General features: G+C 73.5%; 16 protein-coding genes. 7 read left to right on the top strand and 9 right to left on the bottom strand.

Translation table 11 applies throughout. The features are described from left to right. Positions 1–156 precede the first annotated feature (156 nt). Both CTE05_RS19630 and CTE05_RS19625 read right to left on the bottom strand, forming a co-directional pair. Positions 157–681 carry a hypothetical protein gene (locus CTE05_RS19630; protein WP_146847986.1) on the bottom strand — a complete coding sequence of 175 codons (525 nt, stop codon included), beginning with the start codon at positions 679–681 and terminating at the stop codon, positions 157–159. A 29-nt stretch (positions 682–710) separates the two neighbouring features. Beyond that, on the bottom strand, positions 711–1,928 hold the full coding sequence (locus CTE05_RS19625; protein ID WP_146847985.1) for a toxic anion resistance protein: 1,218 nt from the start codon (positions 1,926–1,928) through the stop codon (positions 711–713). Between the two features lie 225 nt (positions 1,929–2,153). Between CTE05_RS19625 and CTE05_RS19620 the strand changes: the two genes are divergently transcribed. Beyond that, on the top strand, positions 2,154–2,594 hold the full coding sequence (locus tag CTE05_RS19620; protein ID WP_146847984.1) for an SHOCT domain-containing protein: 441 nt from the start codon (positions 2,154–2,156) through the stop codon (positions 2,592–2,594). Here CTE05_RS19620 and CTE05_RS19615 read toward each other — a convergent pair. Together CTE05_RS19615 and CTE05_RS19610 are read right to left on the bottom strand one after the other, a co-directional pair. Then, entirely contained in the window at positions 2,578–3,342 is a 765-nt protein-coding gene (locus CTE05_RS19615) for a hypothetical protein (RefSeq protein ID WP_146847983.1), read from the bottom strand. The two genes, CTE05_RS19620 and CTE05_RS19615, sit on opposite strands and share 17 nt — an antisense overlap. A 578-nt stretch (positions 3,343–3,920) precedes the next feature. Further along, positions 3,921–5,621 carry a SulP family inorganic anion transporter gene (locus CTE05_RS19610; protein ID WP_146847982.1) on the bottom strand — a complete coding sequence of 567 codons (1,701 nt, stop codon included), beginning with the start codon at positions 5,619–5,621 and terminating at the stop codon, positions 3,921–3,923. Between the two features lie 47 nt (positions 5,622–5,668). Here CTE05_RS19610 and CTE05_RS19605 point away from each other — a divergent pair, with 47 nt between their 5' ends. Further along, on the top strand, positions 5,669–6,163 hold the full coding sequence (locus CTE05_RS19605; RefSeq protein ID WP_246123772.1) for a GNAT family N-acetyltransferase: 495 nt from the start codon (positions 5,669–5,671) through the stop codon (positions 6,161–6,163). 4 nt (positions 6,164–6,167) lie between these two features. Continuing rightward, the gene (locus tag CTE05_RS19600; RefSeq protein WP_146847981.1) at positions 6,168–6,977 is read left to right on the top strand and encodes a VOC family protein; all 810 of its coding nucleotides are present in this window, start codon (positions 6,168–6,170) and stop codon (positions 6,975–6,977) included. Here CTE05_RS19600 and CTE05_RS19595 read toward each other — a convergent pair. Beyond that, a complete protein-coding gene (locus CTE05_RS19595; RefSeq protein WP_222595526.1) occupies positions 6,961–7,320 on the bottom strand; it encodes an HNH endonuclease in 360 nt (119 codons plus the stop codon). The genes CTE05_RS19600 and CTE05_RS19595 overlap by 17 nt on opposite strands. Positions 7,321–7,560: 240 nt before the next feature. Between CTE05_RS19595 and CTE05_RS19590 the strand changes: the two genes are divergently transcribed. Together CTE05_RS19590 and CTE05_RS19585 are read left to right on the top strand one after the other, a co-directional pair. Next, positions 7,561–8,172 (top strand): hypothetical protein, encoded by a 612-nt coding sequence (locus CTE05_RS19590; RefSeq protein ID WP_146847980.1) that lies wholly within the window; start codon positions 7,561–7,563, stop codon positions 8,170–8,172. Beyond that, a complete protein-coding gene (locus tag CTE05_RS19585; RefSeq protein ID WP_146847979.1) occupies positions 8,169–9,545 on the top strand; it encodes an ice-binding family protein in 1,377 nt (458 codons plus the stop codon). The genes CTE05_RS19590 and CTE05_RS19585 overlap by 4 nt, the downstream gene beginning before the upstream one ends. 9 nt (positions 9,546–9,554) lie before the next feature. On the opposite strand, the gene CTE05_RS19580 is transcribed toward CTE05_RS19585, so the two are convergent. The 3 genes from CTE05_RS19580 to CTE05_RS19570 are packed head-to-tail and all read right to left on the bottom strand — an operon-like array spanning position 9,555 to position 12,213. Then, entirely contained in the window at positions 9,555–11,102 is a 1,548-nt protein-coding gene (locus CTE05_RS19580) for an AarF/UbiB family protein (protein ID WP_146847978.1), read from the bottom strand. After that, positions 11,099–11,836, bottom strand: a complete 738-nt coding sequence (locus CTE05_RS19575) for a hypothetical protein (RefSeq protein WP_146847977.1) — start codon at positions 11,834–11,836, stop codon at positions 11,099–11,101. Before CTE05_RS19575 ends, CTE05_RS19580 begins: the two co-directional genes overlap by 4 nt. Positions 11,837–11,838: 2 nt before the next feature. Next, complete coding sequence (locus tag CTE05_RS19570; RefSeq protein ID WP_146847976.1) at positions 11,839–12,213, bottom strand: hypothetical protein; 375 nt, start codon at positions 12,211–12,213, stop codon at positions 11,839–11,841. A gap of 185 nt (positions 12,214–12,398) precedes the next feature. Between CTE05_RS19570 and CTE05_RS19565 the strand changes: the two genes are divergently transcribed. Then, positions 12,399–13,484, top strand: coding sequence for a right-handed parallel beta-helix repeat-containing protein (locus CTE05_RS19565; protein WP_146847975.1), 1,086 nt, complete (start codon positions 12,399–12,401; stop codon positions 13,482–13,484). 4 nt (positions 13,485–13,488) lie between these two features. On the opposite strand, the gene CTE05_RS19560 is transcribed toward CTE05_RS19565, so the two are convergent. Then, complete coding sequence (locus CTE05_RS19560) at positions 13,489–14,526, bottom strand: right-handed parallel beta-helix repeat-containing protein (RefSeq protein WP_146847974.1); 1,038 nt, start codon at positions 14,524–14,526, stop codon at positions 13,489–13,491. Between the two features lie 224 nt (positions 14,527–14,750). On the opposite strand from CTE05_RS19560, the gene CTE05_RS19555 reads away from it, so the two are divergent. Beyond that, positions 14,751–17,147 carry a carboxypeptidase regulatory-like domain-containing protein gene (locus tag CTE05_RS19555; RefSeq protein WP_146847973.1) on the top strand — a complete coding sequence of 799 codons (2,397 nt, stop codon included), beginning with the start codon at positions 14,751–14,753 and terminating at the stop codon, positions 17,145–17,147. Positions 17,148–17,252: the final 105 nt, after the last annotated feature.

Here is a 17,252-nt window from a genome sequence, read left to right as displayed (position 1 = left end):
CGGGTGCGCCCACGGCCGCGAGCCAGCCGGTGGCCGCACCGGGGATCGACTCCGCGACCGCGGCCGCGAGCCGGGCGCCCTCGTCGCGGACCGCCGCACGGTCGAGCCCGGCGGTCGAGCCGACCGTCGCGAGGGCGTCCAGAGCAGCGGCGAGCGTCATGGTCGTTCCACCTGCGGGGTGTCGAGGCCGGCCTCCGGGGCCAGCGCGAGCGAGGAGCCGCCGAACTTCTCCGCGAGGAACGCACCGTGCGCCACGAGGGCGTTGGCGTCCTCGCGGGAGACGGCGTCGGAGATCTTGTCGAGCGTGACCCCGAGCAGGTCGAGCTGGTCGCACAGCACCATCAGCGAGGTCTTCCCCTTGGACACCACGCGGCGGTCGGCGAAGTCGCGCGGCAGCCGCAGGTACCCGCCGACGGCCTCGGGCAGGTAGGAGGTCGCGGTCGCGACGACGGTGTGCGCCTGCCGGCTGCCGGCGCCGAGGCGGTCGAGGCGCGGGGCCATGTCGTCGACGGTGCGGGTGATCCGCAGGACGCGCGCGGTCACCGCAGCCGGGACCTTGCCCGCGATCTGCTGCTCGACCTGGTGCGCGGACGCCAGGATCTCGGCCGTCGTCGGCACAGGAGGTGCCGCGGGGACGTCGGGCTCCTGACGCCGCCCCAGCAGGCGGTCGATCCAGCTCATCTGTGGCGCCTACCCGAGCCTGCGCCCACTCAGCTCGTGCCGAGGTCGAGCGAACCGCTGGCCACGTCCGTGGTGTCCGCACGCTTGACCCGGTCGAGGTAGGAGCGCGCCTTCGTCGTCTCGGTCTCGAGCACGCCGATGGTGGTCGCCATCGAGTCGAGCGCCTTGACCTTGAACGTGTCGATCGAGTCCATCGTCGCGTAGATGTCCGAGAACGCCTGCTGCAGCTGCGGCAGGCCGACGGTCGCCTGGGCGGCCTGCTCCTGGATGCCCGCGGACTGCTCCTTGAGCATCTTGGCGGTCGACGCGATGAGGCCGGTCGTCGTGGTGTTCAGGGCCGTGATCTGGTCGAGGACCAGCCGCTGGTTGTTCAGCGCCTGCGCGACGATGACCGCGGTCCGCAGGGCGGCGACCGTCGTGGTCGTGGCCCGGTCGACGCCCTTGATGAGCTCGATGTTGTTCTTGATGATGATGTCGATCGCCAGGTAGCCCTGGATGGAGACGGCCAGCTGCGTCAGCAGGTCCTGGTGCTTCTGCCGGACGTAGAACAGGACGTCCTCGCGCAGCGCCTTCGCCCGCGCGGGGTCGCTCGCGTCGAGCTCCGCGACCGTCGTGGCCAGGCGGGTGTCCAGCGACTCCGCGACGTAGATGTACTGGTGCAGGCGGGCCATCGTGTCCCAGAGGTGCTGCTTCTCCAGGTTGAGCGCCGCGTTGTCCTTGCGCAGCTCGTCCTGCCCGTTGTAGAGCGCACGGACGATGGCGTCGATCTGCTTCTGCGAGCTCTCGTAGCGGCGGAAGTAGTCGGTCAGCGAGTCGCCGAACGGGATGAGCCCGAGCAGCTTCTTGCCGATGGTGGCCTCGCTGGGGTCCAGGCTCTCGACGGTCTTGCGCAGGTCCAGCAGCGACTTGCTCACCTGCGACGTGCCGGACACGCCGCCCTCGCGGAGCTCCTTGACGGGCATCTGGAGCAGCCGGTTCGACGTGTCCGCGGCGGCGCGGATGTCGGCGTCGCCCATGAGGCGGATGTCGTCGGCCTTGCCGGCCATCTCGGGAGACCCGATCTGGGCGGCCATGAGCCCGTCGACGTACGCGTTGACCTTGGCGTCGAGGCCCGGCAGGGCAGCCTCGGGGATCTGCGGGGCCATCGCGGGGGCGGCCGTCGTCGCGACCGGAGCGACCGGGGCGGGCGCCTCCAGGGCGAACGCAGACTGAGGTGCGGGGGGCTGCAGGGGGGCTGCGTCGGTCATCGTCGTCCTTCAGTCCAGCTCGGCGCAGAGGGCGGTTCGCCCGCGTCCTCAATGGTCATCAACGAAGGTCATGGAATGGTCAAGTCGTCCTCACGCGGACACTAGCACGGGGGGTCGAGAGCGAGGCCGGTCCGCTCGACCGGGTGGCCGATTTCGCCTCTCGGCGAACGCGCGGAGCCCGCGTGGTGGAGGATGGACGACCGACGACGAGCACGGAGGCCCCCTGTGTCCACTGACGACCCGTTCGACCGCCCGTCCACCTCGGAGGGGAAGGCGCCCATCGACGAACGGCTCCGGCGCCTCGGCCTGGCCAAGGACCTGCAGCGCGCGATGGCGGCAGGGATCAGCAAGCTGCCCGTGAGCGACACCACGAAGAGCTCGCTGACGTCGAAGAGCGCCACCGCGGTCGTCGTCGTCGGCGAGACCGGCGTCGCGCTCGCCAAGGGTGCGGTCGAGGCGGGCAAGGGCGCCGTGAGTGCCGCGAAGGACGGCGGCGAGGCGTTCCAGCGGACCCGCCAGGAGCAGGCCACCGCCTCGTACGTGGTGCCGGAGCCTCCCGTCGACGTGACGAGCCGCCTGGAGCGGCTGAGCCAGCTGCACCGCGACGGTCACCTCGACGACGCCGAGTACGCGGAGGCCAAGGCGAAGGTCATCGCGGGCGACTAGACGCCGTCCGGCGGCTCAGCTGGTCGATCACGGCCCGCATCGACGCTCGCGCGGCGGCACTGCGCTCCTCAGCCGCCGCGCGGCGCACGTCGGGCAGCGACTGCACCGCGTCCAGCTGCTGCAGCCACGATGCCGCCGAGGCGCGCACGCCGGCCCTCCCGTGCGCCAGACCGCCGGTAGCGACCCTGACCGGGTTCCCGTGCCGCTCGATGACCTGTCGCGCGGCGGCGCGCGGCCGGGCGGCACCGTCCACTGCCACACGGGAGACCAGCGGGAGGTAGCGCGACGGCAGCACCGGCATCTGCTCGAGGATGCCGAGGGCGATCGTCAGCTCATGCGGCGTGGGCGTCACCTCGGGAACGGCCAGGCCGAGGGCGTCATCGAGCCGATCCGGCCGCTCGACGAACAACGGCCAGGCGAGTGCCGGGTCGGTAGGACGCAACGAGTGGGGCGAGAAGACGACGTGCGCAACGGCGTCGTACGGCCTCGCTACTCCGATGCGAGCCGAGGCATCCACCAGGACCCGCAGGTCGACCGCGAGCTCCCGATGGTGCCAGATGAGGCTGGGCGCGCCGAGCCCGCCACGGTCGGGCTCCGCCTCGAACCGCACCAGCTGCAGGGGTGTCAGTCCCGCCGCCAGCCTGGAGGCCACATCCGGGTTGCGCTGCAGATGTCGATGCAACGCGGGGTGGACGACGCCGGTCCCGGCGATGCCGCGAGCGGACTCGCGACAGTCCTCGAGAGTCACCGTCTCCAGCTCCGCGACGAGCGCCGCCTCGTGGTCGGCCCACCCCACCAGGTCCGTCCCGGGTGCCGGGGTCTGGTCGAACCGTGGGTCCCGCCGAGCCCGCTGCACCCGACGGCGACCTTCGCCGATCAGCTGGTTCAGGGCGTCGTAAAGCAGCTCGGCGAAGCCGTCCGGAGCGGGTTCGTCGGACCACGGCAGCACCGGCGGGACCGGGACGTCGGGATCAGCCCGGTGCCGGGCGCAGTCCAGGGTCCCGATGCCACCGCGGATCCACACCGGCGTCAGGCCCGACCTCGTCGCGGTGAGGGCATCCACGAGCAACTGACGCGAGTCCGCCCCGCCTCGCGCCTCCAGATGGGAGACGGCATCGCAGGCGACGGCGCTGCTCATGCTCCGGAGCGCACGCGCGATCCCCTCGCGCCACACAGCGGGGTCGGTACCGTCGGACGCGGCGTAGCCGGCCGCCCGGACGTCCGGCGAATCGTCGAGGACCATCGTCGCCCACGACAGATAGCGGACGTTCGACGCGGGTGAGCTCACGTCCGCTCATCGGCGCGGACGTGGCTCGGCTGAAGCGCCTACACCGGCGGGGTCTGCGCCCGGTGGGCCTCGACCGCGCGGTGCACGCTCCCGTGCAGGTGGTCCGCGCCCAGCCGGTCGACGACGCCGTCACGCGCGAGCGTGGCGCGCACGGACGGCTTGACCCGGGCCAGCCGGACCGTCACGCCGTGGTCCTGCGCGACGGCGAGGATCTCGTGCAGGGTCGCGGCGCCCTGGGCGTCGACGATGGTGATCGCCCCGCAGTCGATCACGATCGCCGACAGCCCGGGGTTCGCCTCGGCGACCTCGCGCACGCGGTCCTCCAGCGCGTCCGCCGTCGCGAAGAACAGCCCGCCGTCGATCCGGATCACCGCGATGTCCGGCTCCGCCTCGTCGTCCGGGTGCTCCCCGAGCTCGCGGAACACCTGCGTGCCCCGCTCCCGGACCATCAGCGGCAGGGACGGCCGGGTGGTCACGGAGACCAGCCACAGCAGCGACAGCCCGATCCCGACGAGCACCCCCGCCAGCACGCCGACGAGCACGGTGCTGACCAGCGCGACGATCGCGATCCAGAAGTCGAACCGCTGCACCCGGGCGAGCCGGCGCAGCGCGGCGACGTCCATCATCCCCATCACGACGGCCTCGATGATGATCGCCGCGAGCACGGCGGTCGGCAGACCGGAGAACAGCGGCGCCAGCAGCACCAGCGTGAGCAGCACCATCACGCCGGACGTCAGCGAGGCGACCGGCGAGCGCGCGCCGCTGCGGTCGTTCAGGGAGCTCGCGGACAGGCTCGTCGAGACGGGCATGCCCTGGAGCAGGCCCGCGCCGACGTTGGCGGCCCCCTGCGCGAACGACTCCTGGTCGATGTCGACGCGGTACCGGTGCCGGGCGGCGAACGTGCGCGCGTCCCCCGCGGTCTGCGAGAACCCGATCATCACGAGCGCCACGGAGGCCAGCGCGACGGTGGCGACGTTGTCCAGCAGCAGCGCGACGTCGGGCACCTCGACCCCCGGCAGCCCGCGGGGCACGTCGCCGACCAGGGCGACCCCGCGCTCCCCGAGGTCGAAGAGCCAGGTGGCGAGCAAGCCCCCGACGACGAGGACGAGCGCACCCGGCACCCGCGGCGCGACGCGGCGCAGCCCGAACACGGTCACCAGGGCGAGCACGCCGACGAGGACCGTCGCGCGGTTGACGTCGCCGAGCGTGCCCAGCCAGGACCAGAGCTCCTGCGGCGGCGTCGACCCCTCGGCGCTCGTCCCGGTGAGCTTGGGCAGCTCCCCGACGACGACGTCGATCGCCGCCCCGAAGAGGAACCCCGTGACGACCGCGCGGGACAGGAACTGCGCGATCCAGCCCATCCTGGCCACGGCGAGGACGAGGAACACGACACCGGACACGAGCGTGATCCCGGCGACGAACGGCGCCACCTGCGCCCCGGTGAGCCCGACCGCGAGCACGGCGCTCGCGGCGACGGCCGCCAGCCCGGAGCTGGGACCGGTCGAGATCTGCCGGCTGGTCCCGAAGATCGCGTAGAGGATCGCCCCGGCCGCGGCGGCGTACAGGCCGTTCTGCAGCGGGACCCCGGCGATCCCCGCGTACCCGAGGTTCTTGGGGACGATCAGCGCGGCGACGGCGACGCCGGCCGCCACGTCGGTCCGCAACCACCGCCGGTCGTAGGTGCGCAGCGCGTCCACGATCGGCACCCGGTTCGACCAGCGGCGACGCTGCGTACCCATCTCCGGACCATATCGAGGGGCAGACTCCCGACGAGTACGTTCTCCCGGTGAGCTTCGAGCCCCCGCGCCCTGCCACCGCGGCCGACGTCGACGACATCCACGCGCTGCGCCGGTCCCTGGAGGACTGGATGGCCGCGCACGGCACGGTGCAGTGGCCGCAGGGGTCGCTGCCCCGCGAGCGCGTCGCCACCCAGGTCGACGCGGGCGAGTGGCACGTGGTCCGCGACGACGAGCTCGGTCTCGTCGGCACCGTCCGGCTGCTCTGGACCGATCCCGACTTCTGGGGCGACGACCCGACGCCGGCCGTCTACGTGCACGGGCTCATGGTCGACCGACGGGCGGCCGGCCACGGGCTCGGCACGGCGCTGCTCGACTGGGCGGCCGCCCGGGGGCGCGACGCCGGCGTGGACCTGTTCCGGCTCGACTGCCGGACCACCAACCCCGTCCTGCGCACCTACTACGAGGGGTACGGGTTCCGGGCGGTCGGGCAGCGGGACTTCGCCGACTTCTCGTGCACGCTGCTGGAGCGCTCCCTACGTTAGGAGGATGCAGCGGACGTATCCCCACGGAGTGACCTCGTGGGTCGACCTCGAGCAGGCCGACGTCGAGGCAGCACGGGAGTTCTACGGAGCGGTCCTCGGCTGGACGTTCCACGACGCGGCACCGCTCGACGCACCGGACCGCTACGTGATCGCGCAGGTGGACGGGCTGGACGTGGCCGGGATCGGCAGCGGCAGCGGGTCCGGCTGGCAGACCTACGTCGCCGTCGACGAGCTCGAGCCCGTGCTCGACGCGGTCGAGGCTGCCGGCGGGACGGTCACGACCCGGCCGACCGTGGCCGGCGACGGGGGGACGTGGGCAGAGATCGCCGACCCGTCCGGCGCGGTCCTGCGCCTCTGGCGCCCGGAGCGTCGGCTGGGCGCGCAGCTCGTCAACGCCCCCGGCACGTGGAACTTCAGCGACCTGCACGCCGACGACCCCGCCACCGGCTTCTACGAGGCGGTGCTCGGGTGGGAGTTCACCGACGCGGGGTTCGCCACGATGATCCGGGTGCCCGGGTACGGCGACCACCTGGCCGCGACCACCGACCCGGACCTGTACGAGCGTCAGGAGAGCGTCTCCGTCCCGGAGGGGTTCTCCGACGCGATCGGCTGGCTCGCTCCGGCGGACGCCGGCCGGCCGGCGCACTGGCACGTGACGTTCGCGGTCGCCGACCGGGACGAGACCGTGGCGCTGGCGACGCGGCACGGCGGCGAGGTGCTCGGCTCCGAGGACGGCGAGTGGGCACGCACGGCGACGATCCGGGACCCGCAGGGCGCGGTGTTCACCGCGAGCCAGTTCACTCCCCCGCAGTGAAGCGGAGAGCGAGCTCCGCCTGGATCCGGACGTGCCGCTCCAGGAACGCCCGCTCGTCGAGCCGCTTGCGCCGCAGCCAGCCGGTGACCTCGTCGTTGCACTTGCTCGCGTTGCAGGACGCGCACGCCGGGGCGATGTTCCCGAGCGTGTAGCGCCCACCGCGCGAGATCGGCTGCACGCAGTCGCGCTGCAGCGGCCTGTCCGTGACCCCGCAGTACGCGCAGCCACCCCATGCGGTGGTCAGCGCCACCCACTGCTCGGGGAGCAGGTCGTGCTCGACGGCCGCCATGCGCCGCTGGCGGCGGCGGGCGTACCGCGCCTGGCGGGTGCTCTTGGCGGGCATGGTCCGAGGGTAGCCAGGCCGCCCGCCCGGGCGTCGTCGCCACCCCGGGTCGGTGATCCCGGCCACATCCGGGCTGTGCGCAGGGCCTTGACCAGCACGGTCGCGTCGCTCCGCGGGGGAAGGGACCAACGTCCCTAGGTCCTTGTCATGGACGCCTGTCCAATTGACATAACGACGCGAGCCGTCAGCCCTCGCAGACCCACACCGTCCACGCGGACAGAGCACCCAGGAGCAGCACCGATGACCAGACCCTCCTATACCGTCCGTCGCGCAGCGGCGCTCGCCGCCGCGCCCGTCGCGATCCTCGCCGCGGGCGCGCTCGTGTGGCAGAGCTCGTCAGCCGCGTTCACATCGACCACGCGCAACGCGGGCAACGAGTGGAGCACCGGCCAGGTCAACCTGACCGACGACGACGCAGGCCGCGCCGGCTTCGACGTCACCAACCTGCTTCCCGGGCAGTCAGGCGAGCGTTGCCTCGTCGTGAAGTCCAGCTCGACCGTCGCAGGCGAGGTCCGCGCGTACACCCAGAACCTCACCTCGTCGAACCCCCTGCTCGCGGACCGGATCACGTTCCAGGTCGAGAAGGGCACCGGCGGCAACTTCGACAGCTGCACCGGTTTCGTCGCCGACCCGGGCGCGCTGCCGCCTGCCACGCTCACCCTCCTGTCCACCATCAACAAGGACTACGCGAGCGGCGGCGGACGCTGGACCACCACCGGCACGCCCGGTGAGACCAAGACCTACCGCGGCTCGTGGAACTTCGACACGACCGGCCTGACGCAGCAGCAGATCGACTCGCTGCAGGGCGCGCAGGTGTCCGTCGACCTGGTGTGGGAGCTGCAGAACACGTGACCACCGTCGACGCCCTGAGCGCGTCGCGCACCGAGCGCGACGCCTCAGCGAGCGTCCGGACCGGGCGGCACAGCGCTCGCTCAGCCGTCCTCGACAGGGACGGCTGGGCAGTGCTCGTCCTGGGGACGGTCGCTCGGTCCTACCTCGTCCTGATCGTCTCCCTGACGCTCATCGCCGGCCTTCCGGTCGCGTTCGGCTGGATCGGGTCCGTCGTCCAGTCGGGGTCGATGCGGCCCGCCATCACGGCCGGTGACGTCGTGCTGTCGACGCCGCTGCCCGACTCCGAGCCGATGCCGCTCGGCTCCGTGGTGCAGTTCAGCGCCCCGGCCGCCGGGGGCGGCGAGCAGCAGGTCGTGCACCGCATCGTGGCCCCCGGCGACCAGCAGGGCGAGTGGATCACCCGGGGCGACGCGAACGCCGACCAGGACAGCACCACCCTGACCCGCGAGAAGGTCACCGGCCAGGGCCGCCTGCTGGTCCGGTGGGTGGGCCTGCCCAGCCTCTGGCTCAGCACGGGCAACACCGCAGCGCTGGCCCTCTGGCTGTCGGCGACGCTGGCCGCCGTCGCGCTCGCCGTGTGGTCGTGGCCGGGCGACGAGCGCGAGCGCCGCCCCGCCCGCGACCGCTCGACCGTCACGTGGCGCAAGCCGTTGGTCCTGACCGTCGCCGTGCTGGCCGCCGGCACGATGGCGATCGGACCGGAGCACGCCTCCGCCGCGTTCACCGCGAGCACGTCGTCGCCCGCCAACACGTTCCGCGTCGGCTCCTGGTCCGTCCTGTCCCTGGGCCGCGCGAGCACGTACGCGATCCTCGCGGCGACGCGCATCAGCAACGCCGACAGCCACAGCACGGTCCTCGGCAGCATCGCCGTCTCCCCCGGGACGAGCCTCTCGGGGATCAAGGCGGCCGAGGTGACCGGCAGCATCGACCTGAACACCCCGGGCGCCGTGAACGCGAGGGCCGACGCCCTGGCCCTCCAGCGGGCGATCGCCGCACGTCCCACCACCGGCCCGGCTCCGGCGAGCCTTGCCGGCAGGCTCACGCCGGGCACGTGGCGCACCGCGACGCCGGTGCAGATCGACGGCACGCTCACCCTCGACGCGGGCGGCGACCCGAGCGCGGTCTTCGTCGTCTCCGCAGCGGCGCTCACCTTCGGGCAGGGCGCCTCGGTCGTCCTGATCAACGGCGCGTCGCCCGACAAGGTCTTCTTCGTCAGCGAGTCGACGACCGTCGTCTCCGGCGGGGCCACGCTGCGCGGCGTCCTGCTCGCGCAGTCGGACGTCCGCGTCGACCGGGGAACGACGCTCACCGGGCGGATCGTCTCCCTGCAGGGTGCCGTGGACCTCAAGAACGCGACCGTCACCCAGCCGTGACGGCGGCGGTCAGCCGTCGAGGTCGCCCGGGACGAGCGCGAGCGCCGGCGTCTCGCACTCGAGGGCCAGGAGCAGCCCCGCCCAGCCCCCGGTGAGCACGTCGACCGGCTCGGGTGGGCGCGCATGTGCGCGCAGCCGGTCCGCGATCTCCCGGGCCACCCGCAGCGGTCCCGGCCGACCGGTCCGCGCGTGCGCGGCGAGCGCGCGGTGGGCGCGGGCGAGCGGGCTGCGCGGGTGGGGTGCGGGCGGCGCGGCGTGGCCGGCGCGGCTCGCCCAGACGAGCGCGAGGTCGTACGCGAACGGGTCGCCGGTGAGGATCGCGACCCGGCCGGCGAACCAGGCGACGTGCGCCGCCCGGGCGTCGTCGGCGGTGGCCCACACCGGCCCGGTGACGTCGAGCGCGGCCAGGGCGTCGCCGAGGTCCGGCGCACCCGTGCGCGGTCGCACGGCCGCCCCGACGAAGGCGTCCCGCAGCGCCCGCACCGACCGGTACCGACGACGGGGATCCGCGGACAGCGCGCGGCGCAGGACCCGCTCCCCCGCCGGCCACGGCGTCGCCCCGACCGCGACGAAGGGGCGCGGCCGGTCCTCGACGATCCGCCGCAGGGCCTCGTCCCGCTCGCACGCGAGGTCCAGGTGGGCGGCACCGGTCAGCAGCCGGTAGACCACGGCCGCGACCGCGTACTGCTCCGCGGCCGCGTCCAAGGCGGGCGTCGGTGCTCCGGTCCGCAGCGCCGCCGCGGTGGCCGGGTCGAGGTACTCGCCCCCACCGGGACGCGGGGGCGCCTCGCCCCCGGTGCCGGCCAGACCGAAGTCGATCAGCGCGACGGTGCTGTCGGCGCCGACGAGCACGTTCCCCGGGTGGACGTCACCGTGCAGGACGCCGCGCTCGTGCAGGGCGACGTAGGCGTCGAGCACGGCCGTCGCGATCCGGCGGCGCCCGTCGGCGTCGGCCACCAGCGTCGCCAGGTCGGCAGGGTCGCCGTCGACCTCGTCGAGCACGAGCGTCCCCCCGGTCGACGACCGCTCGTGCCACACGAGGCGGGGTGCGACGGAGCCGTCGAGCCTGCTCAGCGCGGCGAGCTCGCGGGACACGAGTCCCGGGCCCTGGTGCTCGTCGTCGACGACCTTCACGACGACCCGCGTCCCGTCCGCCAGCACCGCGCGCCAGATCTCGCTGTCCCGCAGCACCCGGATGCGCCCGGTGATCGTCGCGGGTCCGACCACCTCACCGACCCGGTGCCGGTCCTCCAGGGAGCGTGCCGGCGCCGTGCCGTCCGCGACGAGGATGTCGGTGCGGGTCAGGGCGACCAGGACGCCGAACGCCTCGTCGAGCGTGACCATCGGGTCGGTACCGGCGTCCGCGCTGTACGCGAGGACCGCGTCGACCAGCGTCGACGGCTCCCGGAAGCGCTCCAGCAGCGCCATCGCGTCGCTGGAGATCAGCTGGGGCGGGACGCGGCTGCCGCGCCGCGCGACGAGCACCTCGTGCTGGTCCGGCATCGGCACCGCCTCGACGTCGGTGTGCAGCAGGTACCGCACCTCGGGGGCGCTCATGCCAGGACCTGCCTGTGCGTGCCGGGGCGCCAGGTCACCACGTCGTACGCGTCCGCGAGCGCGTCCAGCGCCGCGTCGGCGACGGCTCCGGGCGGGGCGTCCGGGCCCAGCCGGGTGCGGTGCTCGTCGAGGGCCCCCGCCACCGCGCGGGACACCACGGCCCGCCAGCTCTCGCGGTCCCGGTCCTGCCCCCGGGACACGATGCCCGTCGCGCCGACCTGCCACGTGAAGGGCACGCCCTGCGCGTCGAGCCCGTCGAGGGCGTGCGCGAGGGCGGCGGCGACGGCGTCGGCCCGCGCTGCCGAGGGGAGGTAGAGCACGATCTTGTCCGCCCGGTGCAGGCCGGCCGCGTCGGCACCGACCTTCCACGACGGCACGTCGAGGGCGGTCGCGGTTGCGAAGACGACCGGCAGCGCCACGGGCAGGCACGCGACCGTGGGGCTCACGTAGACCTTGTGCACCTGCGCGGACGTGTCGACCCCGGGGGTGGTCCACCCGTTCCAGTGCTCGGCGCGGGACCGGTCGTACCGGTCGATCCCTGGTGCCGACCGCTCCGCCAGGGCGACCAGGTGGTGCGGCCAGCGGGGGTCCCGGCGCGGGTCGGCGGCGATCCCGCCGGACCGGTAGAGGACGGCGGCGAGCTCGTCGGTGCCCACCCGCCCGGCGAGCGCCGCCGCACGGACGACCACCGTGCGGGTCATCCGGGCGAGGCGACCGCCGGACGGCTGGGACATGGTCAGCCCTTGAGCACGGACTGGGCGTACGCGATGTCCTCCGCGGTGCCCTGGAGGCCGTCGATCGTCTGCTCGACCGCCCGCAGGCTCGCGGCGAGGCTCTCCCGCACGACGTGCAGGTCCGCCTCCGAGAGGCGCCCGGCCGGGTTCACGACCGGGGTGAGCCACGACGGGATCGTGTAGAGCGTGTTCTCGTCGCTGGGCAGGAAGACGCCGCCCCCGCCCCCGCCGGAACGGATCTGGGCGATCTGCGGCGACAGTGCCGCGATGTGGATGATCGGCGACGTCTCGGGGATCGTCGGCGGGTTGGTCAGCTTGTCGTGCCACTGGAACTTCGGTACGCGCTGCACGTACAGGTCCTTCACGTAGAAACCCATGGCTCCCCCTCCAGAGGTCTGACGCCGCGCGGCGCCAGGTCGGACGGCCCGGGCCGGGCCGCTCGCACGGGAGGAGAGGTGGGGACGACGACGTGATACGGACATACCGGGTGTATCGGGCGTAGCGTGCTGGTCTCCTCGAGGGTGCGCCCATCAGGGGACGCCCCGATCCCACGGAGCACACCATGCGAACGACCTCCGTCCTGGCCACCGCCGCCCTCGTCGGCACGGCCGTCCTCGTCGCCACGCCCGCGAGCGCCGCACCGCTGGTCTGCGGCTCGACCGTCACCGTCAGCACGTCGCTCACCACCGACCTGACGTGCACCGGTCCCGCGCCCGCCCTGACCCTCGGGGCCGGCGTCACCCTCAACCTCAAGGGCCACACGGTGAGCGGGCCAGGCACCGGGGTCGGCATCCTCGTCCCGCAGGACGGGGACGTCGTGATCCGCAACGGCACGCTCACCGGGTGGTCCGCGGGGGTCGACACCGGCGGGCCCGTCGACGAGCCGCGGACGGGCACGGTCGCGGTCGACCGGCTCACGGTGACCGACAGCGGGACGGGCGTCGACGCGTCCGGGGAGCTGCCGTTCTCCGGGGGCAAGGCCACGACCGTCACGCGCAGCCGGTTCGAGCGCGTCGGCACGGGCATCGACGCCTCGTGGTTCGCCGACGTGTGGGTCAGCGCCTCGACGTTCAGCGACGCGACCGTCGGTCTGCGGGTGGACACCTCGTTCGCCGACGTCTCGGGCTCGACGTTCCGCCGCAACGGGACCGCGATCGCCGCGACCGAGGGTGCCGTCGACGTGCACGGCTCGTCGTTCGTCGACAACACCGCGGGCGTCCGCCTCTTCTTCATGGGCGCCGCCACGGTGGACGCGAGCACCTTCCGCGGCAACGACGTCGCGGTGGACGCAGGCGGGTTCGTCCCGCAGCTGGTCCTGACGGGCAACACCTTCACGACGAACACCGAGGCGGTGGAGCTCGGCGACGTCGACGGCACGATCAGCTCGAACGTGTTCCGTCGGAACGGCTCGGGGGTGCACGGACAGTCCACCGCGACCACGAGCCTCGTCGTGCAGGGCAACGTCCTGCACCGCAACGGTGACGCGATCGTCTTCGACGCGGCCGACGCGAACACGTCGCTCGGTGGGAACACCGCGACCCGGAACAGCGGCTGGGGCATCTACGCGCCGGGCGTCACCGACCTCGGGGGCAACGCGGCGAGCGGCAACGGGAACAGCCCGCAGTGCGTGGGAGTCTCCTGCTCCTGAGCGCTCAGCTCCGGGTGGGGACGCACACGACCCCGGTGCACTGCGGCTCGCGGCCGTTGCCCCTGGCGACGTTGCCGCCGAGGTCCGTGGCGCCGGGCGCGTTGATGCCCCACCCGGAGTTGCGCAGCGCCCGGTTGTCGCCGAGGGAGACCGCGGCACCGTCCTCGGTGACGATGCCGTCGCCGTTGCGGACGAGGGTGTTGCCGACGATCTGCGCCGGCCCGTCCCAGATCCCGCCGCTCGGTGCGGACGCCGTGATGCCGACGACGTTGCCCCGGAACGTGTTGCCGACGACGTTGCCGGGCAGCGAGCCCAGGTTCACCGCGACGTCGTTGCCCACGAAGGTGTTGCCCTCGGCGGTGACGAACGTCCACCCGCTCGGCGAGACGACCTCCTCGGAGCCCGAGACGGTGTTCCGGAGCAGCGTCAGGTTCGCGATGCCGACGAACCCCGTGAGCCGGCGGTTGTCGACGAGGGTGCTGTCGGTGATCACCGCCCGGCCGCCGTCGGAGATCGCCGAGATGACCACGTCGTTGCGGACCAGCCGGGAGTGCGTGACGTTCACGTCCGCGAACCGCTCCATCGCGAAGACCGTCGTGTTGTCCGTGACCTTCGAGCGGTCGACGACGACCGGTCCGCCCCAGTCGTTGGCGCGCGCGACCGTGCCGTTGCCGTCGATCCGCAGGCCGGTCAGCGTCACGTCCCACGCGAACGCGTCCGACGCGTTCTGCACGACCGTCCCGAACCCGGTGACCCGCCCGTGGCGCACCACGAACGGGAACACGTCCATCTCGGTGGCCTGCACGGCGAACGCGACGTCACCGCCGCGCAGGGTGTGACCGCGCAGGTCGAGCGTCGCGGGCGGGACGACGGTGAACGCGACCCCGGGGCACGTGAGGTTCCGGGCGAGGTAGCGGTCCCCCGTCAGGACGTCCCCGCACCGCACGGCCGTCCCGGGCGGTGCGGCGTGGGCGGGGAGCCCGAGCCCCAGCACCGCGGCGGCGAGCAGAGCGGTCAGGACGGAACGCGCGACGAGCCTCATGGCAACCTCCGGTCGACACCCGGCGCCCGGTGACCGAGCTCGCGCGCCGGTCGGATTTGTCCATGCTTGCCCCCATTCCGCCGGTCCGGCAAGGCGTTCGTCGGGCACGCGATGACGTCCGGTCGGGTGAACCTCGCAAAACCCCCACGTGACCAGGGCGACAGCCGATACGTTTCGTCCGCGCCGGCCTGTCATGGGGCGCTCGACCTCCAAGGAGTCCAGGCATGACCTCGTCCCCGTCCCGAACCGCCGCCCGGCGGGTCGCCGCGTTCCTCACCGCGTTCGTGATGCTCCTGGGCCTGGGCGCGCTGGCGCCGGCGGGCGCGCTCGCCGACGACCTCGGGCCCTGGACGATCTCCGGGACCGTCACCGACGACACCGGCGCGCCTGCCGTGGGGGTCGCGGTCGAGGTCTCGCCGTTCCCCGGGTGGGGCAGCTACGTCACGGACGAGTCTGGCCACTACGCGGTCCCGATCACGGTGGCGGGCACGTACACGGTGTTCTTCCGGCCGCCGGCAGGCAGCCCGCTCCTCGCCGAGGCCTACGACGACGCCGCGCCGTGGAACCCGACGAGGATCACGGTCGGTTCGGTCGACATCACCGGTGTCGACGCGGTCCTCGAGCGTGCCGGCTCCCTCTCCGGACGCGTCGTCGACACCGACGGCGACCCGATCGCCGCCGTCCAGGTCCAGCTCCAGTCGGCAGCCTTCCAGATGGCCTACGTCACGACCGGTGCCGACGGCACGTACACCGCCGCCGACCTGCGCCCGGGCAGTTGGCGCGTCGGATTCGAGCCGCCCGCGGGCTCGCCGTTCGTGGCCGAGCTGTACGACGACGCGCGCACCTACGAGACGCAGACGGTCGTGCCCCTGGCGTCCGGCCAGGCGGCGTCGCTCAACGACGCCGTGCTCGCTCGTGGCAACACGATCTCGGGCCGGATCCTCGCGCCCGACGGCACCCCGCGCGCGGGCATCGAGGTGTACGCGTCGACGGAGGCCGGCGGCGGTCGCGGGGGCTCGACGGGAGCCGACGGGACGTACGCGATCACCGGACTGGCCGACGGCGACTACACCGTGTCCGCGCAGTCGGACTGGGCCGACAACCTGGTCGGCGTCGCGTACCCGGGCACCACGAGGTGGCAGGACGCGGAGCTCGTGCACGTCGCCGGCGCCACGACCGTGCAGCTCGACGACCTGACGCTCCTCGCGGGCGCGACCGTCACCGGGACCGTGTACGGCCCCGACGGTGCACCGCTCGCGAACGCGAACGTGCGAGCCTGGTCGCTCGACGGCGAGAACGGTGCGACGACCGGCAGCGACGGCTCGTTCTCGATCAACCTGCTGCCCCCGGGCAGCTACCGCGTCGCCGCCTCGGCGTTCCTCGCCCCGATCGTGCGGACGTTCTACGCCCCCACCCCCGGCGTGACGCGGCCGAGCCTGGCCACGCCGGTCGTGCTGGCCGAGGGGGACAGCGTCGGGGACATCGACATCCACCCGGGCGCGAAGGGCTCGGCGACCGCCACGATCGTCGCGACGGCCGCGCACCCGCCGGTGCTCGGCGAGCCCTTCACCATCGACGTGACCGTGACCGGCAGCGAGGGTGTCCCGACGGGCTCGCTGTGGGTGGGCACCTCCTTCGTCGGGGAGACCTCGTTCGCCGACGCCGAGCTCGACGCCGACGGGCACGCCACGGTGACCTTCGACGCGGTCGACCTCGGCACGTACCCCTGGGTCGACGTCAACTACGTCGGGGACGCCACGTACGGCTCGACGGCCACCGTGGTCGACTACGTCCCCGGCGCCGCCGCACCCGCCATCACCTCCCTCGCACCCGCGACCGGCACGGTCCTCGGCGGCGAGCAGGTGACGATCACCGGCACCGGGTTCGGCCCGGACAGCACCGTGACGTTCGGTGGGGTCGCCGCGACCGTCGCGGTCGAGGCGCCGACCACCCTCGTCGCGACGGCGCCCGCGCACGCCGCCGGGCCGGTCGACGTGGTCGTGACCACGCAGGGCCAGGCGAGCGCACCGGCCACCTACACCTACGAGAAGGTCGCGACGAGCCTGGCGCTGACCGGTCCGACCGGCTCGACGGCCGCCGGGGCGCCCGCCGCGTTCACCGCGACGGTCACCGGCGCGGCGACGCCGACCGGCTCCGTGTCGTTCGTCGTCGACGGCGGCGAACCGGTCGTCGTCCCGCTCGTCGACGGGTCCGCGGTGCTGAGCACGTCGACCTTGGCCGCCGGCGCCCACACCGTCACGGCGACCTTCGCCGGTGACGACACCCACGGCCCCTCGTCCGCGCAGGTCGGCCACACCGTGACGGCACCGCCGGCCGGCACGCTCCCCGTGGTGAAGAGCGCCCTGCCGAACGTCGGCCTGACGACCGGCGGCACGCTCACCGTGCTGACCGGCAAGAACTTCGTCGCCGGCCGGACGACCGTCTCGTTCGGCTCGGTCACCACGAGCAAGGTCACGGTCCTGAGCGGCTCGCTGCTCGCCGTGGTCGTGCCGAAGCACGGCGCGGGAGCCGTCCGCGTCACGGTGACCACACCCGCGGGCCGCTCGACGACCTCGGCGTCGTTCACCTATCTCTCGCCGCGCGGGCCGAGCCGGAGCTGACCTCCGCTCAGGACCGCGCCGGCAGGACGCAGAACTCGTTCCCGGACGGGTCTGCGTAGAGCCGCCACGGCAGGCCGCGAGCCCACTGCGGGTGGAGCTCGCGGC

This window comes from Cellulomonas terrae (assembly GCF_007990265.1).
Classification (GTDB): domain Bacteria; phylum Actinomycetota; class Actinomycetes; order Actinomycetales; family Cellulomonadaceae; genus Cellulomonas; species Cellulomonas terrae.
This window is presented reverse-complemented; position numbering and strand designations above follow the sequence as displayed.